The organism is Flavobacterium sp. (genome assembly GCF_039595935.1).
GTDB lineage: Bacteria > Bacteroidota > Bacteroidia > Flavobacteriales > Flavobacteriaceae > Flavobacterium.
Genome location: NZ_JBCNKR010000006.1, coordinates 1,887,720 through 1,908,200 on the forward strand (window position 1 = coordinate 1,887,720; position 20,481 = coordinate 1,908,200).

The 20,481-nt window shown below is 29.7% G+C and carries 18 protein-coding genes; 8 read left to right on the forward strand and 10 right to left on the reverse strand.

All coding sequences use genetic code 11. The features are described 5' to 3' along the window. Positions 1–68 precede the first annotated feature (68 nt). A complete protein-coding gene (locus tag ABDW27_RS17815) occupies positions 69–830 on the forward strand; it encodes a S24/S26 family peptidase (protein ID WP_343697114.1) in 762 nt (253 codons plus the stop codon). Between the two features lie 65 nt (positions 831–895). Here ABDW27_RS17815 and ABDW27_RS17820 read toward each other — a convergent pair whose 3' ends face one another. The 10 genes from ABDW27_RS17820 to ABDW27_RS17865 all read right to left on the reverse strand — a co-directional run bounded on the left by ABDW27_RS17820 (position 896) and on the right by ABDW27_RS17865 (position 10,739). Then, entirely contained in the window at positions 896–1,144 is a 249-nt protein-coding gene (locus tag ABDW27_RS17820; protein ID WP_343697115.1) for a hypothetical protein, read from the reverse strand. A 3-nt stretch (positions 1,145–1,147) separates the two neighbouring features. Continuing rightward, positions 1,148–1,993: a hypothetical protein gene (locus ABDW27_RS17825; RefSeq protein WP_343697116.1), complete on the reverse strand. Its 846-nt coding sequence runs from the start codon at positions 1,991–1,993 to the stop codon at positions 1,148–1,150. A gap of 9 nt (positions 1,994–2,002) precedes the next feature. Further along, positions 2,003–3,304, reverse strand: coding sequence for a hypothetical protein (locus ABDW27_RS17830; protein ID WP_343697117.1), 1,302 nt, complete (start codon positions 3,302–3,304; stop codon positions 2,003–2,005). Beyond that, positions 3,297–3,854: a DUF6046 domain-containing protein gene (locus ABDW27_RS17835; RefSeq protein WP_343697118.1), complete on the reverse strand. Its 558-nt coding sequence runs from the start codon at positions 3,852–3,854 to the stop codon at positions 3,297–3,299. Before ABDW27_RS17835 ends, ABDW27_RS17830 begins: the two co-directional genes overlap by 8 nt. Before the next feature lie 11 nt (positions 3,855–3,865). Then, on the reverse strand, positions 3,866–4,336 hold the full coding sequence (locus tag ABDW27_RS17840; protein ID WP_343697119.1) for a hypothetical protein: 471 nt from the start codon (positions 4,334–4,336) through the stop codon (positions 3,866–3,868). Positions 4,337–4,380: 44 nt separating this feature from the next. Continuing rightward, complete coding sequence (locus ABDW27_RS17845; protein WP_343697120.1) at positions 4,381–4,575, reverse strand: hypothetical protein; 195 nt, start codon at positions 4,573–4,575, stop codon at positions 4,381–4,383. Between the two features lie 436 nt (positions 4,576–5,011). Further along, a complete protein-coding gene (locus ABDW27_RS17850; protein ID WP_343697121.1) occupies positions 5,012–6,877 on the reverse strand; it encodes a hypothetical protein in 1,866 nt (621 codons plus the stop codon). A gap of 491 nt (positions 6,878–7,368) precedes the next feature. Continuing rightward, positions 7,369–7,752, reverse strand: coding sequence for a hypothetical protein (locus tag ABDW27_RS17855; protein ID WP_343697122.1), 384 nt, complete (start codon positions 7,750–7,752; stop codon positions 7,369–7,371). A 2-nt stretch (positions 7,753–7,754) separates the two neighbouring features. Further along, positions 7,755–8,171, reverse strand: coding sequence for a hypothetical protein (locus ABDW27_RS17860; RefSeq protein ID WP_343697123.1), 417 nt, complete (start codon positions 8,169–8,171; stop codon positions 7,755–7,757). Positions 8,172–8,660: 489 nt separating this feature from the next. After that, positions 8,661–10,739, reverse strand: coding sequence for a hypothetical protein (locus ABDW27_RS17865; protein ID WP_343697124.1), 2,079 nt, complete (start codon positions 10,737–10,739; stop codon positions 8,661–8,663). Between the two features lie 469 nt (positions 10,740–11,208). On the opposite strand from ABDW27_RS17865, the gene ABDW27_RS17870 reads away from it, so the two are divergent. The 7 genes from ABDW27_RS17870 to ABDW27_RS17900 all read left to right on the forward strand — a co-directional run bounded on the left by ABDW27_RS17870 (position 11,209) and on the right by ABDW27_RS17900 (position 20,442). After that, positions 11,209–12,588 carry a hypothetical protein gene (locus tag ABDW27_RS17870; protein ID WP_343697125.1) on the forward strand — a complete coding sequence of 460 codons (1,380 nt, stop codon included), beginning with the start codon at positions 11,209–11,211 and terminating at the stop codon, positions 12,586–12,588. A 233-nt stretch (positions 12,589–12,821) separates the two neighbouring features. Further along, positions 12,822–15,119, forward strand: coding sequence for a M23 family metallopeptidase (locus ABDW27_RS17875; RefSeq protein ID WP_343697126.1), 2,298 nt, complete (start codon positions 12,822–12,824; stop codon positions 15,117–15,119). Between the two features lie 42 nt (positions 15,120–15,161). Continuing rightward, positions 15,162–15,839: a hypothetical protein gene (locus ABDW27_RS17880; protein ID WP_343697127.1), complete on the forward strand. Its 678-nt coding sequence runs from the start codon at positions 15,162–15,164 to the stop codon at positions 15,837–15,839. A 167-nt stretch (positions 15,840–16,006) separates the two neighbouring features. Continuing rightward, a complete protein-coding gene (locus tag ABDW27_RS17885) occupies positions 16,007–16,996 on the forward strand; it encodes a hypothetical protein (RefSeq protein ID WP_343697128.1) in 990 nt (329 codons plus the stop codon). Positions 16,997–17,234: 238 nt separating this feature from the next. Beyond that, the gene (locus ABDW27_RS17890; protein ID WP_343697129.1) at positions 17,235–18,200 is read left to right on the forward strand and encodes a hypothetical protein; all 966 of its coding nucleotides are present in this window, start codon (positions 17,235–17,237) and stop codon (positions 18,198–18,200) included. 517 nt (positions 18,201–18,717) lie between these two features. Next, entirely contained in the window at positions 18,718–19,488 is a 771-nt protein-coding gene (locus ABDW27_RS17895; RefSeq protein ID WP_343697130.1) for an alpha/beta hydrolase, read from the forward strand. A gap of 132 nt (positions 19,489–19,620) precedes the next feature. Further along, the gene (locus ABDW27_RS17900) at positions 19,621–20,442 is read left to right on the forward strand and encodes an alpha/beta hydrolase (protein ID WP_343697131.1); all 822 of its coding nucleotides are present in this window, start codon (positions 19,621–19,623) and stop codon (positions 20,440–20,442) included. Positions 20,443–20,481: the final 39 nt, after the last annotated feature.

Consider the following 20,481-nt stretch of genomic DNA (forward strand, 5'->3'; position numbering starts at 1 on the left):
TTACATAAAGAATCAAACGAGTTGCAAACATGGAAATACACGATAAGATAAAACGTATTATAGATGAAATGAAGTTAAATAATAACTCATTTGCCAAACTAATTGGAGTTACAAGCACAACAATAGACAGCATTACAATTGGAAGATTACAAGCTGATGGCGAAAGAAAAAGAACAAAACCAGGTTTTGATCTACTTCAAAGTATTATTACACATTGCCATGTAAATCCTGAATATTTTTTTGGAGGTAGTGATGATATTTTTAATGCAACATCAAGTAATAATGTTAACCTGCAAATACCAAAAATTATAACAGTAAATGAAGAAGGAGATGAAAACATCAATTTTGTTGGGGTAAAAGCCAGAGCAGGTTATTTGGATGGTTATGCAGATCCTGAATATATGGAAAGTCTTCCTTCTTTCAGTATGCCGATGCTTAAAAACGGAACTTACAGATGCTTTGAGATTAAGGGTAATTCGATGTCAACCACAATACATGATGGAGATTATCTTTTTGGAAAATATGTAGATAATTTTGATGACATACTTGACGGAAGAATTTATGTTATTGTCAGTAAAAATGATGGAGTAGTAGTAAAGAGGGTTTTAAATAGAATTAGAGAACACGGAAAATTGATACTAAAATCTGATAATCGAGATGGAAATTATCCGATGTATTCTATTTATGCCGAAGATATCCTGGAAGTTTGGTACGCAAGTATGTATGCATCAAGACAAATGCCGGATCCAATTAATATTTATGAAAAGCTTCATGCTCTTGAAAGTAAATATTTTGAATTAGAAGAAGCTTTAAAAAAGAAGTTGAATTAGATTTATCAAATTAATTAAAAAGGAAAAAACCTCTTGCAGTTCATGTAAGAGGTCGTTTTTTTATATTATGAAATTTTTCCTGTTCCCGTTCCAGTTTGTGCTGATGTACCCCCTGTAGTTGTAACAGTGGTATTTACTGTACCAGATTTTATAAATGTTTCAATTGCTTCTGCTAATGCCTTAGCTGTATTTTTCCTTGCTTTTTCTGACTTGTCTGAATTATCAGAATTACTTTCTGTATCAATTTTTATTTTTGAACTTTCTTCAAATGCTTTTAAGATTGCATCTTCTAATAAAGGTGTTGCTAATGCCATTTTTTAAATTTTTAATAAGTTTTTTAAATTGGATTTTATTGCGAGTAAGTTTCCTACGTTTGGACCAACTCCTTGAACGACTACAATATTTGAGATCTCAGTTATTAGACTTTCTAATTCAGTAAGTAAATTTTTCTTGCTTGCACTAATTTTAAATTTATCATCCATTTCAAAAGTTAAATCATCTTTTTTGAATGAAGTTTTAGAATCAGAAATTATGGTTTCATAGCCATCTTTAATGATAATTTTTGCTTCTTTATCTTTTAGCACAAAAAGAGTTTTTCCTTCATTGATACTAATATTTTGCTCATTGATGTTTAAACTATTTTTAGAAATTTCTTTTCCACTTTCATCATAAAAAATAGTACATATGTTTGGTTCTTCTTCATTTCCAATAAATTCTATTTTAGCAATATTATTATATGTAATAGGTAAAATTGAATTGTCTTTGTTTTTTTGTGTTTTAAAGAGAACTTTTAATTTGTTTACATCGGTGTCAATCTCCAGAAAATGATTTTGATCATTTTTAAAACGAATTAAGGAGCGTTCGATTTCAGAATACTGCGAAATAAACGCTCTCGTTTCAACGCCATCTATAATTGAAGCCAAAACCCAGCTGTCTTTTTTAGGAATCGTAATGATTCCTTGTTCTACATCCTGAATTGAGGCTTTTAGACGTACATTTTTAATAATCGCGCCATCCGCACGCATGACATCTATTGTATAAGCATCTTCAGTATTATGTTGTGAATCTTCTTCTTTGTTTATTTCTATAACTTTTGCCGCAAAAGTTTCAATATTCTTATTGTTGTCGGCTACATTTTTTATTAAATCTTTTATATTTCCCATTGTGAATATTTATACTGATTCGACTCTTCTTCCTAAATAAATTTTTTGTCTGTAACCGCCCTCACCATAACTTCTTTCTACTTTTTCAACCTGAAAAGTTCCGTTTTTCTCTTTGTCTTTTGCATTTTCGAGAATCACTTTATCTGTAGGACGTACAAATGGCTCCCCAAAAGTCAAAATATAACCTTCAAATCCGTTTGGTTTAGATTGAATTGCTCTTAAAGCACCGTATTGATACAATTGTGAAGCGACTTCTGTGGTTATTTTTTCAAAAGCTGCTGGATCATTAGGAAGATTTTTATTGTCGTTATGTAAAACGTAGGTTTTTAAAAGCTGTCCTTTTGGGTCTCCTAATTCGATGTAAATTGGAGTGTTAGAATTTTTAAAGTATTTTTCTACTCTAATTCGGGTATTTTTGCCTGATTCATTGACAACCACTAATTTGTCTTCTATAATATTGTATCGGAATCTAAAATTTACTCTTCCAGAAAAACCTCCCAAAATAGATTGTGCTGCTTTATTTAATTGTGAAGCTAAAAGATTAAGACCTTCATTAATCAGTTTCTTTACAAGTGATCCAGCTAAAGGACTTTTAATAAAATTACGATTAATAAATCCTGATAATTCCTTAACAGTGTGCTGTTGCGGGTTGTTCGTAATTGTTAGAACCGGACCTGTTATTTCGGTCTTAAAGTAAGTGTAAATTCCCTTGTCTTTCAGCATTTCAAAGACCTGTGCAATGTTATGATTTCTGCTGATAACTATATTACCTATGTTTTCATCAAGAGCATTTACTTTAAAGGGAAGTTTTAATTCTTTGATTCTTTTTTCAAAAAAAGTTTTAGGATTAAAATTGTCAACATTTGCAGCCGGGTTAACGGCAACTATATTAAAATTGTCTTTTTTATCCTGAACATTGTTGTCTTTTACTGCTTTTATTTTTTTAAAAGCATACATAACATCTTCACAAGTTATTGTTGCATTGATGTCTGATTGCACTCCTGTAATATAGCCTCTAAAAGCAGGCTTATAATCTCCATCATACCCTAAAAATATTTCGATATAATTTTCAACCTTAAAAAAATCATGAATTGTTTTTTCTTCTCCGTTGGCATTTGTAAAAAGGCTTTGATCGAATCCCTTTGTATTTGTATATACCTTTTGAGGCATAATAATAGTGGCGGTATCTGTAAGCGTTTTGTATGAACTGTTTATCTCTACATTTTTAACGTAGTTAAATTCATAAAACTTAGGCGTAGGGATAAGTTGTATGGTTTCGTAAACTTTAATTTTGGCATTGAGTTTAAGCATTATCTCTAATTATTAGTTCGACAGTTTCATCTGATGTGGCGCTGGCAGAAAATTTTTGAATATTTTTTGTTCCTGAAATTGAAGGAATTGAATAGGAGTCGATAACTAATTCGTAAATGCCAAATCGGTTCAAAATTGCGTGAGTTACTCTTAGAGTATATGGGGCATTTAGAAATTGTTTCAACAAGAAAAGTTTTTCTTTTGGGTATTCATCTCCAGTTTCGTTAGCAATCAATCCTTCAATAGAAATGCTAAAATCACCATTTGTAATATGTTCTTTAATAGTCGAGTCTCTTCCTTCAACTCCTTCTTTTTTAATAATTTTAGAACGGCTTAGATTCACTGTGACAGCATCGACTCTTAAACTTGGAAGATTAAGATCGTTCTTTATTAAAGGTTCAAAAATCAGTGGAGCAAAAACTCTGAGGTTAAATTCGCCTCCGGTTTTGTCAATAATAAAATCTTTTGACTCTGATTCATTATAGTTTATATCGCTATACTCGACGTTTTTGGTCTCTAAAATTTCGTTTACATTAAAATTGAATTTCATGATGATTTTTTTTAGTTTGAAAATGTTTTAGAAAAAGCAGAAATAAAGGTGTTTTCCATTCTTGATTCATGATGTTTTTGAAGCCATAAAGCTTCTTCAAGTAGTTTGTAAAACTCATCCATTGACAATTTGTATGGATCAACCTGAAATGCATTTCGTATTAAGGCAGCGGATTTTTTAAATTCATCTTTTTGAGGAGTAGCATCAATGTTAAATTCGCTGTCTTTTTTAATAATAGAAATAATCGAAGTTCCTGCTGAAAGCATAAAATCATCGTTATAATTTTCTTCTTCGATAACGCATTCCTTAAATAAGTATAGAATTGCTTCATGAGGATCGTCCTGATATTTTTTTTGATAATTAAGAAATGTTGAAAATGAAGGTTTTTTTAAATAAGCAGTTGTTAATTGGTCATCGGATGTAAGTTTTATTATAGAGCCATATTTTTCTTTTAATTTTTCTATTATTGGTTTGTCTAGCATTTTTTATAGTTTTTAATTTTTATTTCTTGTTTAATATATCGTCGTTAAATAGAGCTATCTAGATTTTCTTTTCGTATGATTTCGAAAATACTTTCTTTGTTTTCGGATGTGCTTATAGGCGAAATATTAAAATTTGCTATGATAATGCTGCCGTCCATTTCTTGTTTTAACGGGTTCTTAAAATTGCTCATGTCTGGTGCTGGTGTGATTTCACCTAAATCTTTTGGTATAAAATCCATAATTAATTGAATGATTTAATGTTTAAAAAGAATATTGAATGATTTATACAATTGAGATATAACCTTTAGTGAAAAACTGAAGGTTAGTAGGGAATAATAATATCGGTTTTGGGAATTCTAATAGATCTTATTAGAATTTGTAAAAATAGAATATTGGAGACTAAAAAAAAAGAAAATTAAGAGACACATTTTCAGTAGTTTCAATGAAAATAATTTAAATAAATGGTTTTTAAATAATTGATTTTTGCCTAACATTTATTTGTTTATACTGATTATATTAAATGCAAAAAACATCCAAGATTATTAAGATTTATTTCTTTTTATAATCTTGGATTTTTCTATTTCGATAAAATTTAGTATAAATTTATCTTTGATTTTTATTAATCATTAGTTTGATTTTTTTTTTGAAAAATTGATTTAAAGAGTAGGAAAGGGTTTAAATTAATGGACTGGCTGAATATTGTATCCAACCTGAACCAGATTTTTCATAAACGATTCCTCCGCTAGCAATATTTAGACAATGAACTCTGAGACTAATGGCATTTGGATAAGTAGAATTTAAATTTGTCACAGATAATGCAGTTGTAGTGGTATTTATTACTGACCCCATTTGATCTATATATCCTTTATTGATTAAACTTTTGTCACCACCAGAAATAATTAATGCCTGCGTTAAGTTTGGAGCTTTTAATTCACCTAAACTAGTTTTATTTAATGCAATGTTTCCACTTCCATCAGATATTGTTATAGTATCAATTGCATTTGCTGCCAAACCACTAACCTTGCCTAGGACAACATTTCCGCTACCGATAGTTATACCTGTTGTATTACCGGAATTTGGTGCTACAATTAAATTATTGTTACCAGTAGTAATTCCTCCTCCAGCAGTTACAAATCCTGTATCAGCAATTATTACGTTACCACTTCCTGTTGTTATTCCAGCTCCAGCTTGTGTTCCTAATGCAATATTCCACATACAAGTCGTTTGCTTAGTTAAAGCTAATGTACCTATAGCTATACCATGTCCAGTTTGATTGGCTTCCATTGCAGAGCTTCCTATAGCTATACATTTATGCCCAAAAATCTCTGAACCTGGAGTACCAGTATTATTTAATAATGCAGAAGTTCCAATTGCAATATTATTATTACTTGCACCATATCTCCCTGATGATGCACCTATAAGTACATTGCTTGAGCCTGTATTTAGTGCACCAGCACTACTTCCTATAAATGTATTAAAAGTAGAAGTAGTAATACTTGACCCAGCGCTTCGACCTACAAGAGTATTGGAAGCTCCTGTAGATAAATTTAATCCCGAAAATGCACCAACAGAAGTATTGCTCCCTCCAGATAGTGTGGCGTCCATAGCATTAAGACCTAAAGCAGTATTACTATTTATATTAGAAGCTCCTCTGCCTATCCTTACACCATTTATAGTTTTATCAACGCCACCTAATTCTTGTAGTACTGAATTGTTTACAATTCCTGAAACTGTTTGCGAGACATCAAAAGTTTTAGCAATATCTTTTACTTGGTCTAATGTAGTTAATTGATTTCCCATAGTTGCTTCATGTGCTTTTATCGATTCCGTAAAAGTCCATGTACCAGAAATAGACTGAGGGCGCATTTTTATCCATTCAAACCATTTAAATAGTTTTGATCTACTGATTATTTTATTGTCTTCTTCAATATTTGTATCTATCTGAGTTTCATTATCAGTAGCGATGGAAGCAGTAAGTTTAATATCGTTTAGTATTTTACCCATTTCAGCAGTTAAGGCTTTACATGCTCCTCCTGTTGTTAAATCATTAACTAAAAATGAACTTAATGTAACCTGAATATCTTCAATATAGTTTACAATTTTTTGAATTGTGTTAAGACTTATATTATCAGATTCTAATAAGTCATTAATACTGTTTATTTGGTTTTGTAGAATTTTCCCTTGTTCTGCACTTAAAAGCGAATTTATACCTCCCGAATTTAAATCGTTTACAATGTTTAAGTAATTACTTGTAATTTTAGCCATAGTGTCAAGAGGTACATAGCCATTAGGTATGCCTCTTTGAGATTTATTTTCTTTTTCGTCAAATAAATTTTTATGTGCATTTTTGTCGATTTTATGCTCATCAAGATAAAGTTTGTCTATTTTAATGTTCAAGGTCTCTTCGAGATTGGCTATACTACTTTGTGGTATGATTTCATCTTTATGCCAAAAGCTTTGCCATGAAGACCAAAATTGAGCTTGAGTTGGTTTATAACCTGTTTTAAACCAACCTAGAATAGTATTGATGTTTGTTGCCATATTAAATTTTTATAAATGATTAAATTTTTAGATCTGGATAAATTGTTAAAAACATTTAAAGGTGATGAAACTTATCACGGTTTTTAAAATTCAAACTTTTAAGTTGCAATAAATTGTTTTGAAAAGTATAAGATGTTTTTGTACAGAATTTTAGGTATTTTTTCTATACCTGAAAGTAGATAATCCATAGTGGTATTTGTTTTAATTTGATTACTAAATGTTAGGATAATGTTTTTTGGAAATAACAGAAGGAGTTGTGAAAAACAAAAAGCTATTAGAAAAACGAGGCTGTAAAAGTAGTTTAGAGATATACAAAAACTAAAAAAAACGGACTTGGTTTTTCGGTAATTTCAGTATAAAAACTTTTATTAACGAAGCTTAAAAAATAGGTATAATTAGAAATAAAGAATCCGGAATGACTCAAAAACATATGTTCTTGAATCATTCCGGGTTTAAAAAATAATGTTCTTTATTTAGGAATAACTAAAACTCTAATTTTGAAGATCTATTATTGAATTTGCACAATGGCCGCCTTTTTTCCAGTATTGATAGTCTATCGCCCATAGAATATAGACTAACATCCAGCCAATAACAGAAAGCGTTTTTAGTTGTTGATTTTTGCCTAAAGCACTACTAATGGTTTCTTCTTTAATACCAAAATTATAACCTCTTCGAGTTCTTAAAGTAGTATTCCACAGCGTACGAAATTCATAGTTCGCAAATATATCTAAACCAACCGCACCGGTAAAAAAATATTGATTTAAGGTTTTAAGAAAACCCTTTGTCCACGCATTTTTCCAAATAACGATGATTATATTAATAGTTGTAAGCGGAATAAAAAGTAGTACCGCAAATAGATATAATATGATTCCCATAATTAAAAATCAAATCTTTTATCATTGTCTTGTTCAGTAATGTATTTTTTAAGAATATCACTCAGCATCATGGGGGTATTCAGCATAATATTGGATACATAATCAAAAGCAGGTTCCGTTAGAAATCTTTCATTTTCATTGATAATATTTCCAAATTCATTTTTCTGCTCTTGAAACTCTGGATTTAAAATTGGCTCAAAATTTTCATCACGAACTAAAATTCTTTGTTCATTGTCTATATGCCAAAGAGGGGTATTTTGAGAAAACATATGACTTATGTTTTCATTGTTTTTTAAGTAATTAATTCGATAATAAATATCCAACAGTTTTGAATCAAAGTTGATTGATAAACCTGCAATTTGAATAGTTCTTTCTACATTTGCAAAAAGGGAATTGTTTGAAATTTTTTGTTGTAACATAATTTTTGTTTTTTATAATTATTTGTTTTATCGGATTTTCTCTATATAGTATATAGTGCTTTAGTTGCCATATGTTATTTTTAATTGTTTAATAAATGTTTTTTAAGGAATTAGGTTGGTTGAAGTTTAGTTTTAGCAGTATCATTAAGTTCAGAAAATAATAAACCTTTTTAATTTTAAGATTTAAAAGCAGGTTGAAAGAGTGCGAAGAAAGGAAATATTGATTCAATTTTTTCCCTATAAATTGAAAACAGGCTCTAAATATTCATCCTTAACTAAAAAAAAATTATTGATAACCAAAAGAGTTAATTTGTGAAAAAGTTTATTGAAGGTTATTCTCTTTGTTTTTGTAAATAATTGATTATATAGCAGATTTTTAGTTTAGAATCGAAGTTTAATGATTGATCATGTAATTAGACAATTCATTCTATATTTTTCGGATATGAATTTGTTTGAAATTTTCTGAATCTTTGATATACCGACATTTATCTATCTAATTTTTTCAATATAAGTTGCCTTATTTACATTTGTAATTTTCCAGGAAACATTTTGACCAGAAGCGTTTGTACTATCAGCATAACCTAAAGTCATTGCAAATACAAAGTTGAAAGATGCTTGCGAAGCTGGTAAATCAGCATTGTTACTGGCATTTGTAAGTGAATAATCTGTATATTGTACAACAACGCTTGAGCCGTTATCAGTTTTTAAGGGAAGAATTATACCTGACCAAGATGTATAACTGGTTTCTATTATTTCTGAGAAAAATGTATCGTAAAAAGCAGTATTATTACTTCCATTAGGAATAGATAAATTACTTTTTTCATAAATTTTCAATTGGTTCCATCTTGGTCCGCCTATTGTTCTGTAAAAAAATCCATTATTTACTTGCATAAAAACTTCTAATTTTACAACGTTAGGCATAACTGTACCAGTATTTTTAGATAAAGTAATACGATTAAACATTTTTATTGAGAAAAAACCATTATTAGAAATGCTGCCGATTTGGCTTGCGACAGTTTGTGCCGTATTAGTAGTATTAACACCTGCATATGCTTCTGCTGTTACACTAGCGGGGGAATTGTAAGCTAATAATATTGCGCTTCCATCATCTTCAATAATCTTATATTTTTTGCCATCATGTGTTGTCCATAATTTACCGTTTGAATCACGCTCAATTGCACCATTTTGTGGAGTAGTGGTAAGTGTACCATTAGGAATTATTAATGGAGGGGTAGAAATTGTACCAGCTGCAGTAGTAATAAAATCATTTGTAACAGCAACAGTTCCTGATTTATTTGGCCATTTTAAGATGTTGTTTTGTAATGGATTATAATATGGAATTATTTGAGTATAATTATTATTTGGAGAAATCCATTTTATAGTTTCATATCCATATTGAGTTTTTTGATATCCGCCAATTCCAGCATAGTATAATTGTGCAATAAACATATCCTCAATCATTTGAGTTGTATAAAGTATATTACCAGTGCTATTACTTACTTTTATACCTAAATTAAAATTCCAAACAGCTTTGATTGTTTGAGTTGTAGTTTTTAAATTTTCCCACCAATTAAATAATTTAGATCGACTGATAACTTTGTTATCTTCGGTAACAGCAGAAGTAATTTGAGTCTCTGAATCTGTAGCAATGGTTGCGGTTAATTTTTTGTTTTCTAGCATTTTACCCATTTCAGCAGTAAGTGCTTTTGTTGCACCTCCTGTAGTAAGATCATTTACTAAAATAGCATTTAATGATAATTGCACTTCTTCAATTGCATCAACAATTTCCTGAATTGTATCAAGATTGATATTATCAGATTTTAATATAGTATTAATTCCATTTATTTGATTTTGCAGTACTTTACCCTGTTCAGCACTCAAAAGTGAAGTCGAACCTCCTGATACTAAATCATTGACAATATCCAAATATTGACTGGCTAATTTTGTAAAATTGTTTAAAGGAGCATAACCGCCAGAAATACCTTTTTGAGATTTATCTTCTTTGTTTGCCTGCAAAAATTTTCCCATCTCTGCGGTCAATGCTTTTGTTGTGCCTCCTGTTGTTAAATCATTTACAAAAATATTATTTAATGAAGTCTGAATTCCTTCAACTGCATCTACAACTTTTTGCAAAGTATTTAAACTCAGATTATTTGATGCTAATAGCGCATTAATTTTGTTGATTTCGATTTTTAAAATTACGCCTTGTTCAGCACTTAAAATTGAATTTGAACCACCTGTTGTTAAATTGTCAATAATACTTAAATATTGGTTGGCTATTTTTTTAAATTCATCTAGAGGTGCATAACCTCCAGCAATGCCTTTATTTGCTGTGTCTTCTTTTTTAGAAAGCAACTCGGTATGCGCATTTATATCGTTTTTGTGTTCTTGAAATTGAGATTTATCAATTTTTGTATTTAATATAGTTTCAAGTTCCTCAATATCTTTAAAAGGAACTTTGTCATGTTTATGTCGAAAAGAATCCCAAGTATCCCAGAACTGATTCTGAGAAGGTTTAAAGCCGGTTTGAAACCATTTCTTTATCGTATTTAATGTTTGAATTGCCATGTTTTTTTATGATTACGTTATAATTTCTAATAAAGTTATTGCTGATAAATAAGTGGTAAAATAATGGTCGGTAATTGCTGTTGTTTGAAAATGATAGCAGAATAATCCCTTTGATAAAAAACAAGAATTATTCTTGTCTGGAATTTTAGGCCTTTCTCGTACGCCTCTTACTAATAGAAAATCCATAATGGCTTATTTTTAAAATTGATTAATAATAAAGTTGAGTGATATTTTTTTTATTGAATAGGAAGGATTAATAAAAATTGTAATAGAAACAATTTGGATAAATTTTTGATTTTTGGAGGAAACAAAAGTAGGAAAAGGAATATATTTTTGATGAAAATCTAGCCTTTGAATTCAGTAGTTTCAGCAAGTAAAGAACCTGCTGAAACTACTGAATTCAAGGAGTTTATTTTTCTATAATGATCAACATCAAGATTACTTTTGCTCTCAGAAAAACACCTTAGAAATGAGTAAAAATGTAATTCATAATTTCAATCTTTCAATAAAAAATAATTCATCTATAAAAAGTTCAGAAGAATTAAAAGAAGCTTTTATCAAGGAATTGGCTAAAGTTTCAAAAGAAATGAGACAGCAAAACGATATAGAAAAACTTTGGCTGGAATACAAAAATCAAAATACGACTGATATTTTAAATCATTCTAATTCTTCAATATTAGAAGAAGTTTTTGAAATTTCTAAGCAGGAACAGAGCAAATCTGATGGGAAATCATTTAATAATCTTCTTTCTGTATCAGAGATTTCAAAACAAAATTCTTTCGCAACAGCATCTCAATATTTTACAACTCCTATCGAAGGAGGCGCTTCTAATAACAATGGAGGAATCACCTTGGATTCTTCTGCATTGGATAGCAATACTCCTTCGATTCATGGAGACGAAAAAGATATTTTAAATAGTATTTCAGTTGATAAAATCTATCCAAATGTATCTTTACAGCAAAGTTTTAGATTACCAGAAAATCTTCAGGAAAATAATGAGCCTTCAATAGAAGTGATCAAAACAGAAATCAAAAACAAATTAGAAATTGCAACGAATGCTAATGATACAGCAGCAATAAATTATTGGAATGCTATTTTAAAAGCTTTTGATGAAGGTGCTAAAGCAAGTGATTTCGACGAAAAACCAGATCACATTTTGTTTACTCAGATGTATGCAGGTTTAAAAACGATAAATTCATCAGCTTTTACGATTCAAAACTTTAATTGGGAAAGCCTTCGTAAAAAAATGATTGATGCAATAGATACTAATATACTAAAAGGGTCTATTTCTAAAGTAAATAAAACACGCTGGGAAACTATTAAAAATCAAATTTTAAATGAAAAAACAAACATTGCAAATCTTTTTGAGCGATATGATGAATTGTTTTTATTGTTAAAAGAAGTTGAGGGACTTAATGCTTTGCCAAATAGTATTAGCATAACGACTAAAACTAAAATATATCCTAATTTAAGTGCAGATAAAATATACGCTTCTATAGGAAAAGAAGATGTTTATGTATTCCTTAAACAAGTTAGTGAAACCAATTTTGACGGAAGCGGGGTAAACAAAGGAGCGGTTAAAATCAAGAATACTAATGCCATTTCGTTTATTGCTGGAGAAAATCTGGAATTTTTTGTCGATGAAGCTTTTATAAATCAGAAAGTAAATCAAAAAGAAAATATTAATTGGATAATTTATAATATCGATACTAATAAACAGGATATCTTTAAAAATGAAGGCACTTTATTCAGTTATAATTTTGATACTCCTGGAACATACAGAATTGATGCTTATGGACACAACCATACTGTAAAACAGAAAAAAGCGCAGCTGCAGCTACTTTCATAGAGCTAAAAATAGTCGGACAAGACATTGTAATTACACCTCCTGCAATTGCTAAAAATGAATTTATAAGACCTTTTGCAGAAGAAAAAACATTTAAAGTTTCTCTTAAAAATACGGCGATAAAAACATTAAATCCGATAAAGCTTTATTATCAGATTGAAACTGTTATTTCAGGAAAAAGTGTTGTTATTTCAGAAGAAAGAGAATTAGATTCAACAGGTATTATCAAAATTGCAATGCCAGATTTAGGTATTTATAAAATTAAAGTTGCCAGCAAAGACCAATATGGATTAAATAAGGAATTTAAAACTTCGGTAATTAAAAATGAGGTTATAAGTATTGGTGCGGTTGGAAAAAGTTCAGGAAGTAATATATTCTTGTCAGGAATTGCAAACAGTGAGTTGACCTTAGAAGCCAAGACTTTCAAAATAAATCCTCCAACAGATGATGAGAAAGAAGATGTGCGATGGATGATTTATGATTCTAGTGGGAAACCTTATTTAACTTCAGGCACTGATCTATTTATAGATAAAAAAGACTCTCAAAGAAATTATATTCATAAATGGAAAGAATTTACGATGACACTTCCGCAGAAGGCAGGTCATTATACAGTAGAGGCTTTTAGTGATCGTCAAAAAGGGGGTAAATCAGGTGCTATTTTCAAAATAGAGATCAAACAACCAGAAATAACCGAAGCTTGGTGGGCATGGAGTGGAGGAAGTAAAAAAACAAGCTCTGGTTTTTCAGGAGAAAGCAACTATATTACAGCTCTTATTCCACATTATGAGAATCAGAAGGTTAGAGTTTATTTTTATTTGAACGATGCAAAAACAAACCATCATATTGATATAGAAACAAATAGTAAAGGTGAAATTTTTGAAGAAGTTAAATTCGATGAAGCTTTTCAAAAAGCAATAGGATTGGGAAGTAAAAGAAATGTCAAAATTGGTTTTAAACTCTTAGGAATTCAGAACAGTAAACCATACCCATTTAAATCACCAGCTAATTACGATGCTAATACAACTTTGTCTCTTACAACAGATAAAAAAGTACTCGATGTTTACTTTACCTATGATGGAGTTCGTGTAAATCCGCTTACTCCCGTGCCATACGGAGCTAAAGTAAAAGGAATCGTTAAAACCCTAAACATGGTAGGAAGTGAAGTAGTATTAAAAGTTCGTAGAAAAAATGCACAACATTCACAGCTGAAAATGAAAACTATTGTTAAAAGCGAAGGAGAAGCTTCTATTTCATTTGTTTTAGACAAAAAATGGCGTCCAATAACTCCGTTATTTGGCACTGAAGATTCTTATTATTTAGGAATGGAAGGTGTTGAATCTAGACTTTATTTGGAGAATGGGTTGAATGCGGTTGTAGGAGATTTTAATAACATAGCTAATAAAAAACAAATAATTAATGAAAATGATCCACAATTAATCTGGGGAGCGAAAGTGAGTAAAGATTTTAGAATCAAAGTAGTGCAAATTTGTAAAGAACTTTGGCCTAATAATATACTGGAAATGGCAAATGGGCTTATGGCTGTAATGAATAGAGAGACTGCGGGTACGTTTGCTCCACATCAAATAGAAGGTAAAAAGTTAATTCCAAAAGATCAAGTTACTAAAGATTCTTTTAATAAATATAAAGATGGAAAAAGACTTTCAAGGGCGGTAGGACTGGTTCAATTTACTCAATCAGCACTTTCTCAGATGGGAGAATATAAAGGAGGAGGATTTGATGAGCTTCATGAATTGAAACTTCAATATGCTAATATGACCCAATTAGATCAATTAAATAAAGTTAAAAAATATATTGAGAGTGTAAAAACCTTACCTAAAATACCTGAAGATATATATATTGCTGTCTTTGCTCCTGCTTTTGTTGGAAATGATTTAAATGAAACTATGTATGAATTAGGAACAACAAATTATAATGAAAATGCAAGCTTGGATGTTGATAAAAAGAAGAATGGGATACAAATGAGAGAATTAATTACAGAATATTATAGTAGTTTACATGACGGTGAGTATGGAAGAAACATATGGCGTAATCCACTTGATAAAATGGAATTAAGAGGATGGTACAGTACTTGGAGACCAGAAGATAGTAATCACGGCGTGGTTCCTACAAGAAGTTCAGGGAAACATGATGGACTTGATTTATACGCTCCTGTCGGAACTCCTATATTTGCTTGTGTCGATGGTATGCGTGTAAGGGTTGGACCTGATGTTTCTGATAGTTATGGTAAAACAATAACAATCCGAGGATTTTATGAAGGAAAGGAATATCATTTCTTTTATGCCCATTTAAGTGAAGTAAATCTGAATGTCGGAGAAAAGGTAAAAGCCGGAATGAAGATTGGTAAAAGTGGAAAAACAGGAAATGCAAAGAATTTATTAGCGAAGCAAGAGCATTTGCATTTTGAAGTAAGAAAATCAAATGCTAGTCAAGGGGCTGGGATACATCCACTTGAATCGATTTTGGAACTGAAAAATGTCGTTAACTTAAATCCAGATAGAGAAAAACAAAAATAATTAGCTGAAGATTTAATATTTTAGCATTAAAAATAAATTGATATGAAAAAAGTAATATTCTTAACATTTCTATTGATAGTCATCTCCTGTAACTCTAAAAAGGATGAGATAAAAAAAAGTGAAAAAGTTGAAAATGTAACTACTGATGTAGGTGTTAAAAGCGAATTTAACACTGAATTATTTAAAGTTAATCATATTTATAAAGGAGATAGTTATAATTTCATACAATTAACGGCTAATTATAATATAGGAAATTTTGTATATAATGAAGAATTTGAAAAATGTTTAGTTGATACTTTGTCAGTTAAAACAAAAAAACTCGAATTGTCTGAAGTGTTACAAAATGCAAAAGATTATCCAAACGAAGTAATACTGATTGATGATTTTACTCTTGCGACCTTAAAATATGATGAAAAATTTTATGTTGGCCTTTTTAGAATAATAGATATAAACAATTATAGATGTATTGCGGTATTAGAATTAGAAAAATATAAGAAAAAAGAATCTTTTTTTGACTTAGGAGATCATAAATTATTTAGTTACGCATGTAACACAAGTGCGGGAGATTCGTGTTTCGCAATAGTTATTGATAAAGTAAATTCAGCTGGCAAATATGATAAGATTTTAAAAGCTGTTAAATTTGATTTAGTAAACGAAAAGATTATTGAAATAGATTTAACTAAAGAAAAAATAGAATGTTTGCCAGAAAATGAGTCATAAATAAGAAAATATTGTTTAGTAATATTTCAAAAAAAAAACAATATAATTAGCAGTAAAAAAGCGCAAAAATCTTATGATTTTTGCGCTTTTTGTATTTAGTAATAATCATAAAATAGCCATGTCAGAGATTTGAGAAAAAAAAGTGTATTTTCGTACAAAATAATGTTATGAAAAAAATATTGATGCTTTTGGTTTTATTACTTATATTAAGTTGTACGAAGAATCAAACTAAAGATAATAAAATTCGTGAAACACCTTACAAAATAGATTCAAGTAAAACTAAGTCTTCGGGAGAGTTATTTATAGATTATCCTGTATCTCCCGTAAACTTTTTAGAAGAAAAATATAAAAAGAATGGATATTTTCTTCCAGATAATAACCCTTCATTTCCTTCATATACTTTTTTTGATAAAAGTTTAGGAGGTTTTAGTGTTAATTATATTGGAAAGTCAAAACTAATTCAGGATTATTGGAATGTCAATAATTCAACTGGATTTTTTTCCCAATATGAAAATACTGATAAGGCTTTTCAGAATTCAAAACAATTAAACAACAAAATAAAAGATATTTTGAAGAATAAACCAAATGATTATTATGTTGTTGCCAATTTTTTGCCTAAAGAAGCAATTTCAAAATATTATGACGATGGTTCTGGAGAATTTGATATAAAAGATAATGCTTATACTTACTTTTATATTTATGAAAGTAATAATTGGACTTTTATCAAAAAAATATTGACTCAAAAGGTAGCAGGAAATGGAATTTCACTTTATAATGATTTGCTTTTGTTTCATAAATTTAAAAACATGAAACCTATCTCAGATACATTTCAAGGTACTTTTAAAGTTGAAACAGACGGAGAATATACTATGAATGGAGGAGGTCATACAACTTATTATTTTACAATTACAGAAAATGAAATTGTTTTAAAAGCAGAGGTTTTTAGGGGAGATTTTGTATGCGAAGGAAATTATAAAGGCCTACAAGAAAATGGTATTTTAGAATTATATTATAGCGGAACAGATGATCGTTGCGTAAATTTGAGTCCCACTTATTTAATAAAAAAAGAAAAGGAGAAATTTTTTATTAAAGGAGTAGGAGGAGAAGGCACTATAAATAATTGGGTAGAGCTTATAAAGATTAATGATTACATATAAGTGTAAAAATATTAAGTTTCTGAAGTCTTTTTATTCGAAAAAAAAGTATTTGTACAGGATCGAACATTTTTTTAGTTTCTAAAACTAATTAGGGAAATTTCTAGCCACTAAAAATAAGAATTAGCATAAAAAGCGTAAAAGTCTTCTGATCTTTTGCGCTTTTATATATAGTAGTAATCATAAATTAACTATGTCAGAGATTTAAATAAAAACTGTATTTTCGTACAAAATTGAATATATGAAAAAAATAATATTTCTAATATTTGTATTGATAGTCATTTCTTGTAATTCTAAAAAGGACGAAAAAATAGAAAAAAATGCGATTGCTAAAAAGTCAAAGGTAAGCAATCTAAATTTTGATAAAATCTTAAAAATAAATGAATACATATATGGTGTTTCAGATTATGGTGATTTTTTTACAACATCTTATGATGATGGAATAACTTATGACCCTAAAGCAGGAAATAATTTTGGTAATTTAGTTACATTTTTGATTCCAAAAGATTTTCTTTTTTTTCAAAAGCACTCAAAATATATCAATAAAGATGATGATGAGGAATTAGAAGCGTATGTAAATAAATTAAGCTTAGATGAATTGAAAAAGACTTTTGATATATATGTTTTATTAGTTGATAAAAAGTATTTAATTGCAACTCCTGAATATGATAGCTCATATAATTATACAGAAAAATATCAAACAGATGCATATCAGTATAAAGAAAACTCATGGAAAAAAATTGAATCCTTTTCTGTAGATTCTGATAAAAAGCGAATTAAAGAATCAGAATGGAGACATGACTTTATCGAAAAAAAAACTAAATCACTTCAAACTGCTTTTTTTGAATCTATTTCAAATTTGAAGATTGACAATTCATGGTTCAGGGACTATTTATTATCGCTTGATTCTTATGAACTAGGATATTATTACGGGCACTACATAAAAATTTCTAAAGACTCTTGTTATATTGCTGAAAGATATTTTAAGGATTTACTTGTTCCTTATCAAGATAAAGATACTTTGTTTTTATATCATAAAAAAAATCTTGTTGATAGCTCTAAATATTTAAAGAATAAGCTAATTCCAGAAGTAAAAATTGTAAAAATAGAAAACAAGTATTATGTCACCAGTGAAGTTTTTGATTTAAAAAATAGTATTTCTAGTAAACCAGAAAAATATGGATTTTTAGTTTCTGATACTTATTAGATGAAATAAAAAACGTAAGATCTAGTTTTACTTTTTAAGTGAAATTCATATATATTTAAAAATGATAAATTTACTATATAAGCGCAAAAGTCTTTTTGATTTTTGCGCTTTTAAATTTTACGCAGTTAGCCTTTTGAATTAAAAAACAATTAATTCTCCTCTTCAAACCTAGACATATACATATACCAATTCCATTCACAGGAATTACCGTTATCATCTGAAATTGCAAAATCTTTTATATTTCGTTAGATGCTCAAATAATTAGCGAAATGTAGTTGTTTTTTGTAATTGAAAAACTTGTATATTGTTGAAATACAGTAATTTGTTATCTTTGGTGTAATAGTTGTTTCTTCTCTAATTTCTAATTTGATTTCTTATAAAAACGAAATTACAATGAAATAAATACTTTTCTGAATTTCATAATTAGTAAGCTGAATTAAATTGTAAAGTAAGTTTTTAATAAAATTTTGTTTGTTGAATTAAAATAAGTTTTATCACTAATTTAAAAATTAATGTTATGGCAAATTCGAAGTCTATTATTCTTATACACGGTAATTTCGTAAACGATATAAGCTGGTTAAAGTGGAAAGAAAGGTATGAACAAAGAGGTTATAATGTATACACACCTGCAAATCCGGGTCATGATGGAACTCCTTCAGATTTGAGAAAAAATGTACATCCAGCTCTTACCAAAACCGGATTTATAGACGTGGTGAATAATATTAAGCAATTAATAGATTCTCTGCCTGAAAAACCTTTGATTATTGGACATTCAATGGCAGGAATGGCGGCAATGAAGCTTTTGGAATTAGATAAAGCGGCAGCGGCAGTTAGTATTGATGGAGCACCGCCAAAGAATGTGTTTCCGCCCTTTACAACATTAAAAGCAGTATTGCCTGCATTTGGCTTTTTTTCTTCAGCAAAATATTTTATGGGAAGTCGCGACTGGTACGACAAATGTTTTTTTAATACACTGCCTCAAAGAGATAGAGCTAAAGCTTTTGATGATATTGCAGTGCCGGAAAGTTACAAAGTTAGTCGTGAACTGGTATTGAATTCCTTTTCAAATATCGATTTTGCTAAATCGCATAAACCAATTTTGTTTATTGGTGGCGGCAGTGATAATATATTTCCGGCATCATTAACGACAAAACTGGCAGGAAAATATAAAGAAGGCAGCGGTCGTGTAGATCTAAAGATTTTTCAGGGCAAAAGTCATTTCATATGCGGAGAGTCTGGTTGGGAAACAGTTGCAGATTTTATTCTTGATTGGTACGAGAAATTGTAATCTGTAATAAATAAAGAGCGACATTTTTTAGGCATTTTAATTCGCTTTTTTAGGAAAATATCTGCTGATGAAATATCACAGTTGATATCAAATTATTTAAAACCATTATTAATTTATAAAAAGAAAACTAAGATGAGTAAGATTACAGTAAAAGACGGAACCGAAATTTATTATAAAGATTGGGGAACTGGTACACCCATATTTTTTCACCACGGATGGCCATTGTCAGCAGATGATTGGGATGCGCAGATGTTGTTTTTTTTAGATCAGGGATTTAGGGTAATTGCGCATGATAGAAGAGGTCATGGAAGATCTACACAAACTTACACAGGCAATGAAATGGATACATACGCTGCAGATGTGGCAGAACTTACCGAATTTTTAGATTTAAAAGATGCGATACATATTGGTCACTCTACAGGTGGAGGTGAAGCTATTCATTACGCGGCGAAATATGGTAAAAACCGCGTTTCTAAAGTAATACTTATTAGTGCGGTAACACCTTACATGGTTCATGATGAAAATAATCCTGATGGCGTGCCTATAGAGGTTTTTAACGACATTCGCTTCAATACAGCCAATAATAGACAGCAATTTTATCATGATATTACCTTTCCATTTTACGGATATAACAGAGAAGGAGCAAATATTAAAAAAGGAATTCAGGACAATTGGTGGCGTCAGGGAATGATGGGTGGCATAAAAGCTCATTATGACTGTATTAAAGCTTTCTCTGAAACTGATTTTACCGAAGATTTAAAAAGTGTTGATTTTCCGTTACTGATTCTTCATGGTGAAGACGATCAAATTGTGCCTTACAATGTAACGGCTTTAAGAGCAGCTAAATTGGTAAAAAACGGAAAATTGATAACCTATCCTGGACTTTGTCACGGAATGCCAACAACAGATGCTGATACAATTAATCAGGATATCTTGAATTTCATAAAAGGATAGAGATTTTGTCACTGTATTTTTTTGAAGATTTATAGTATT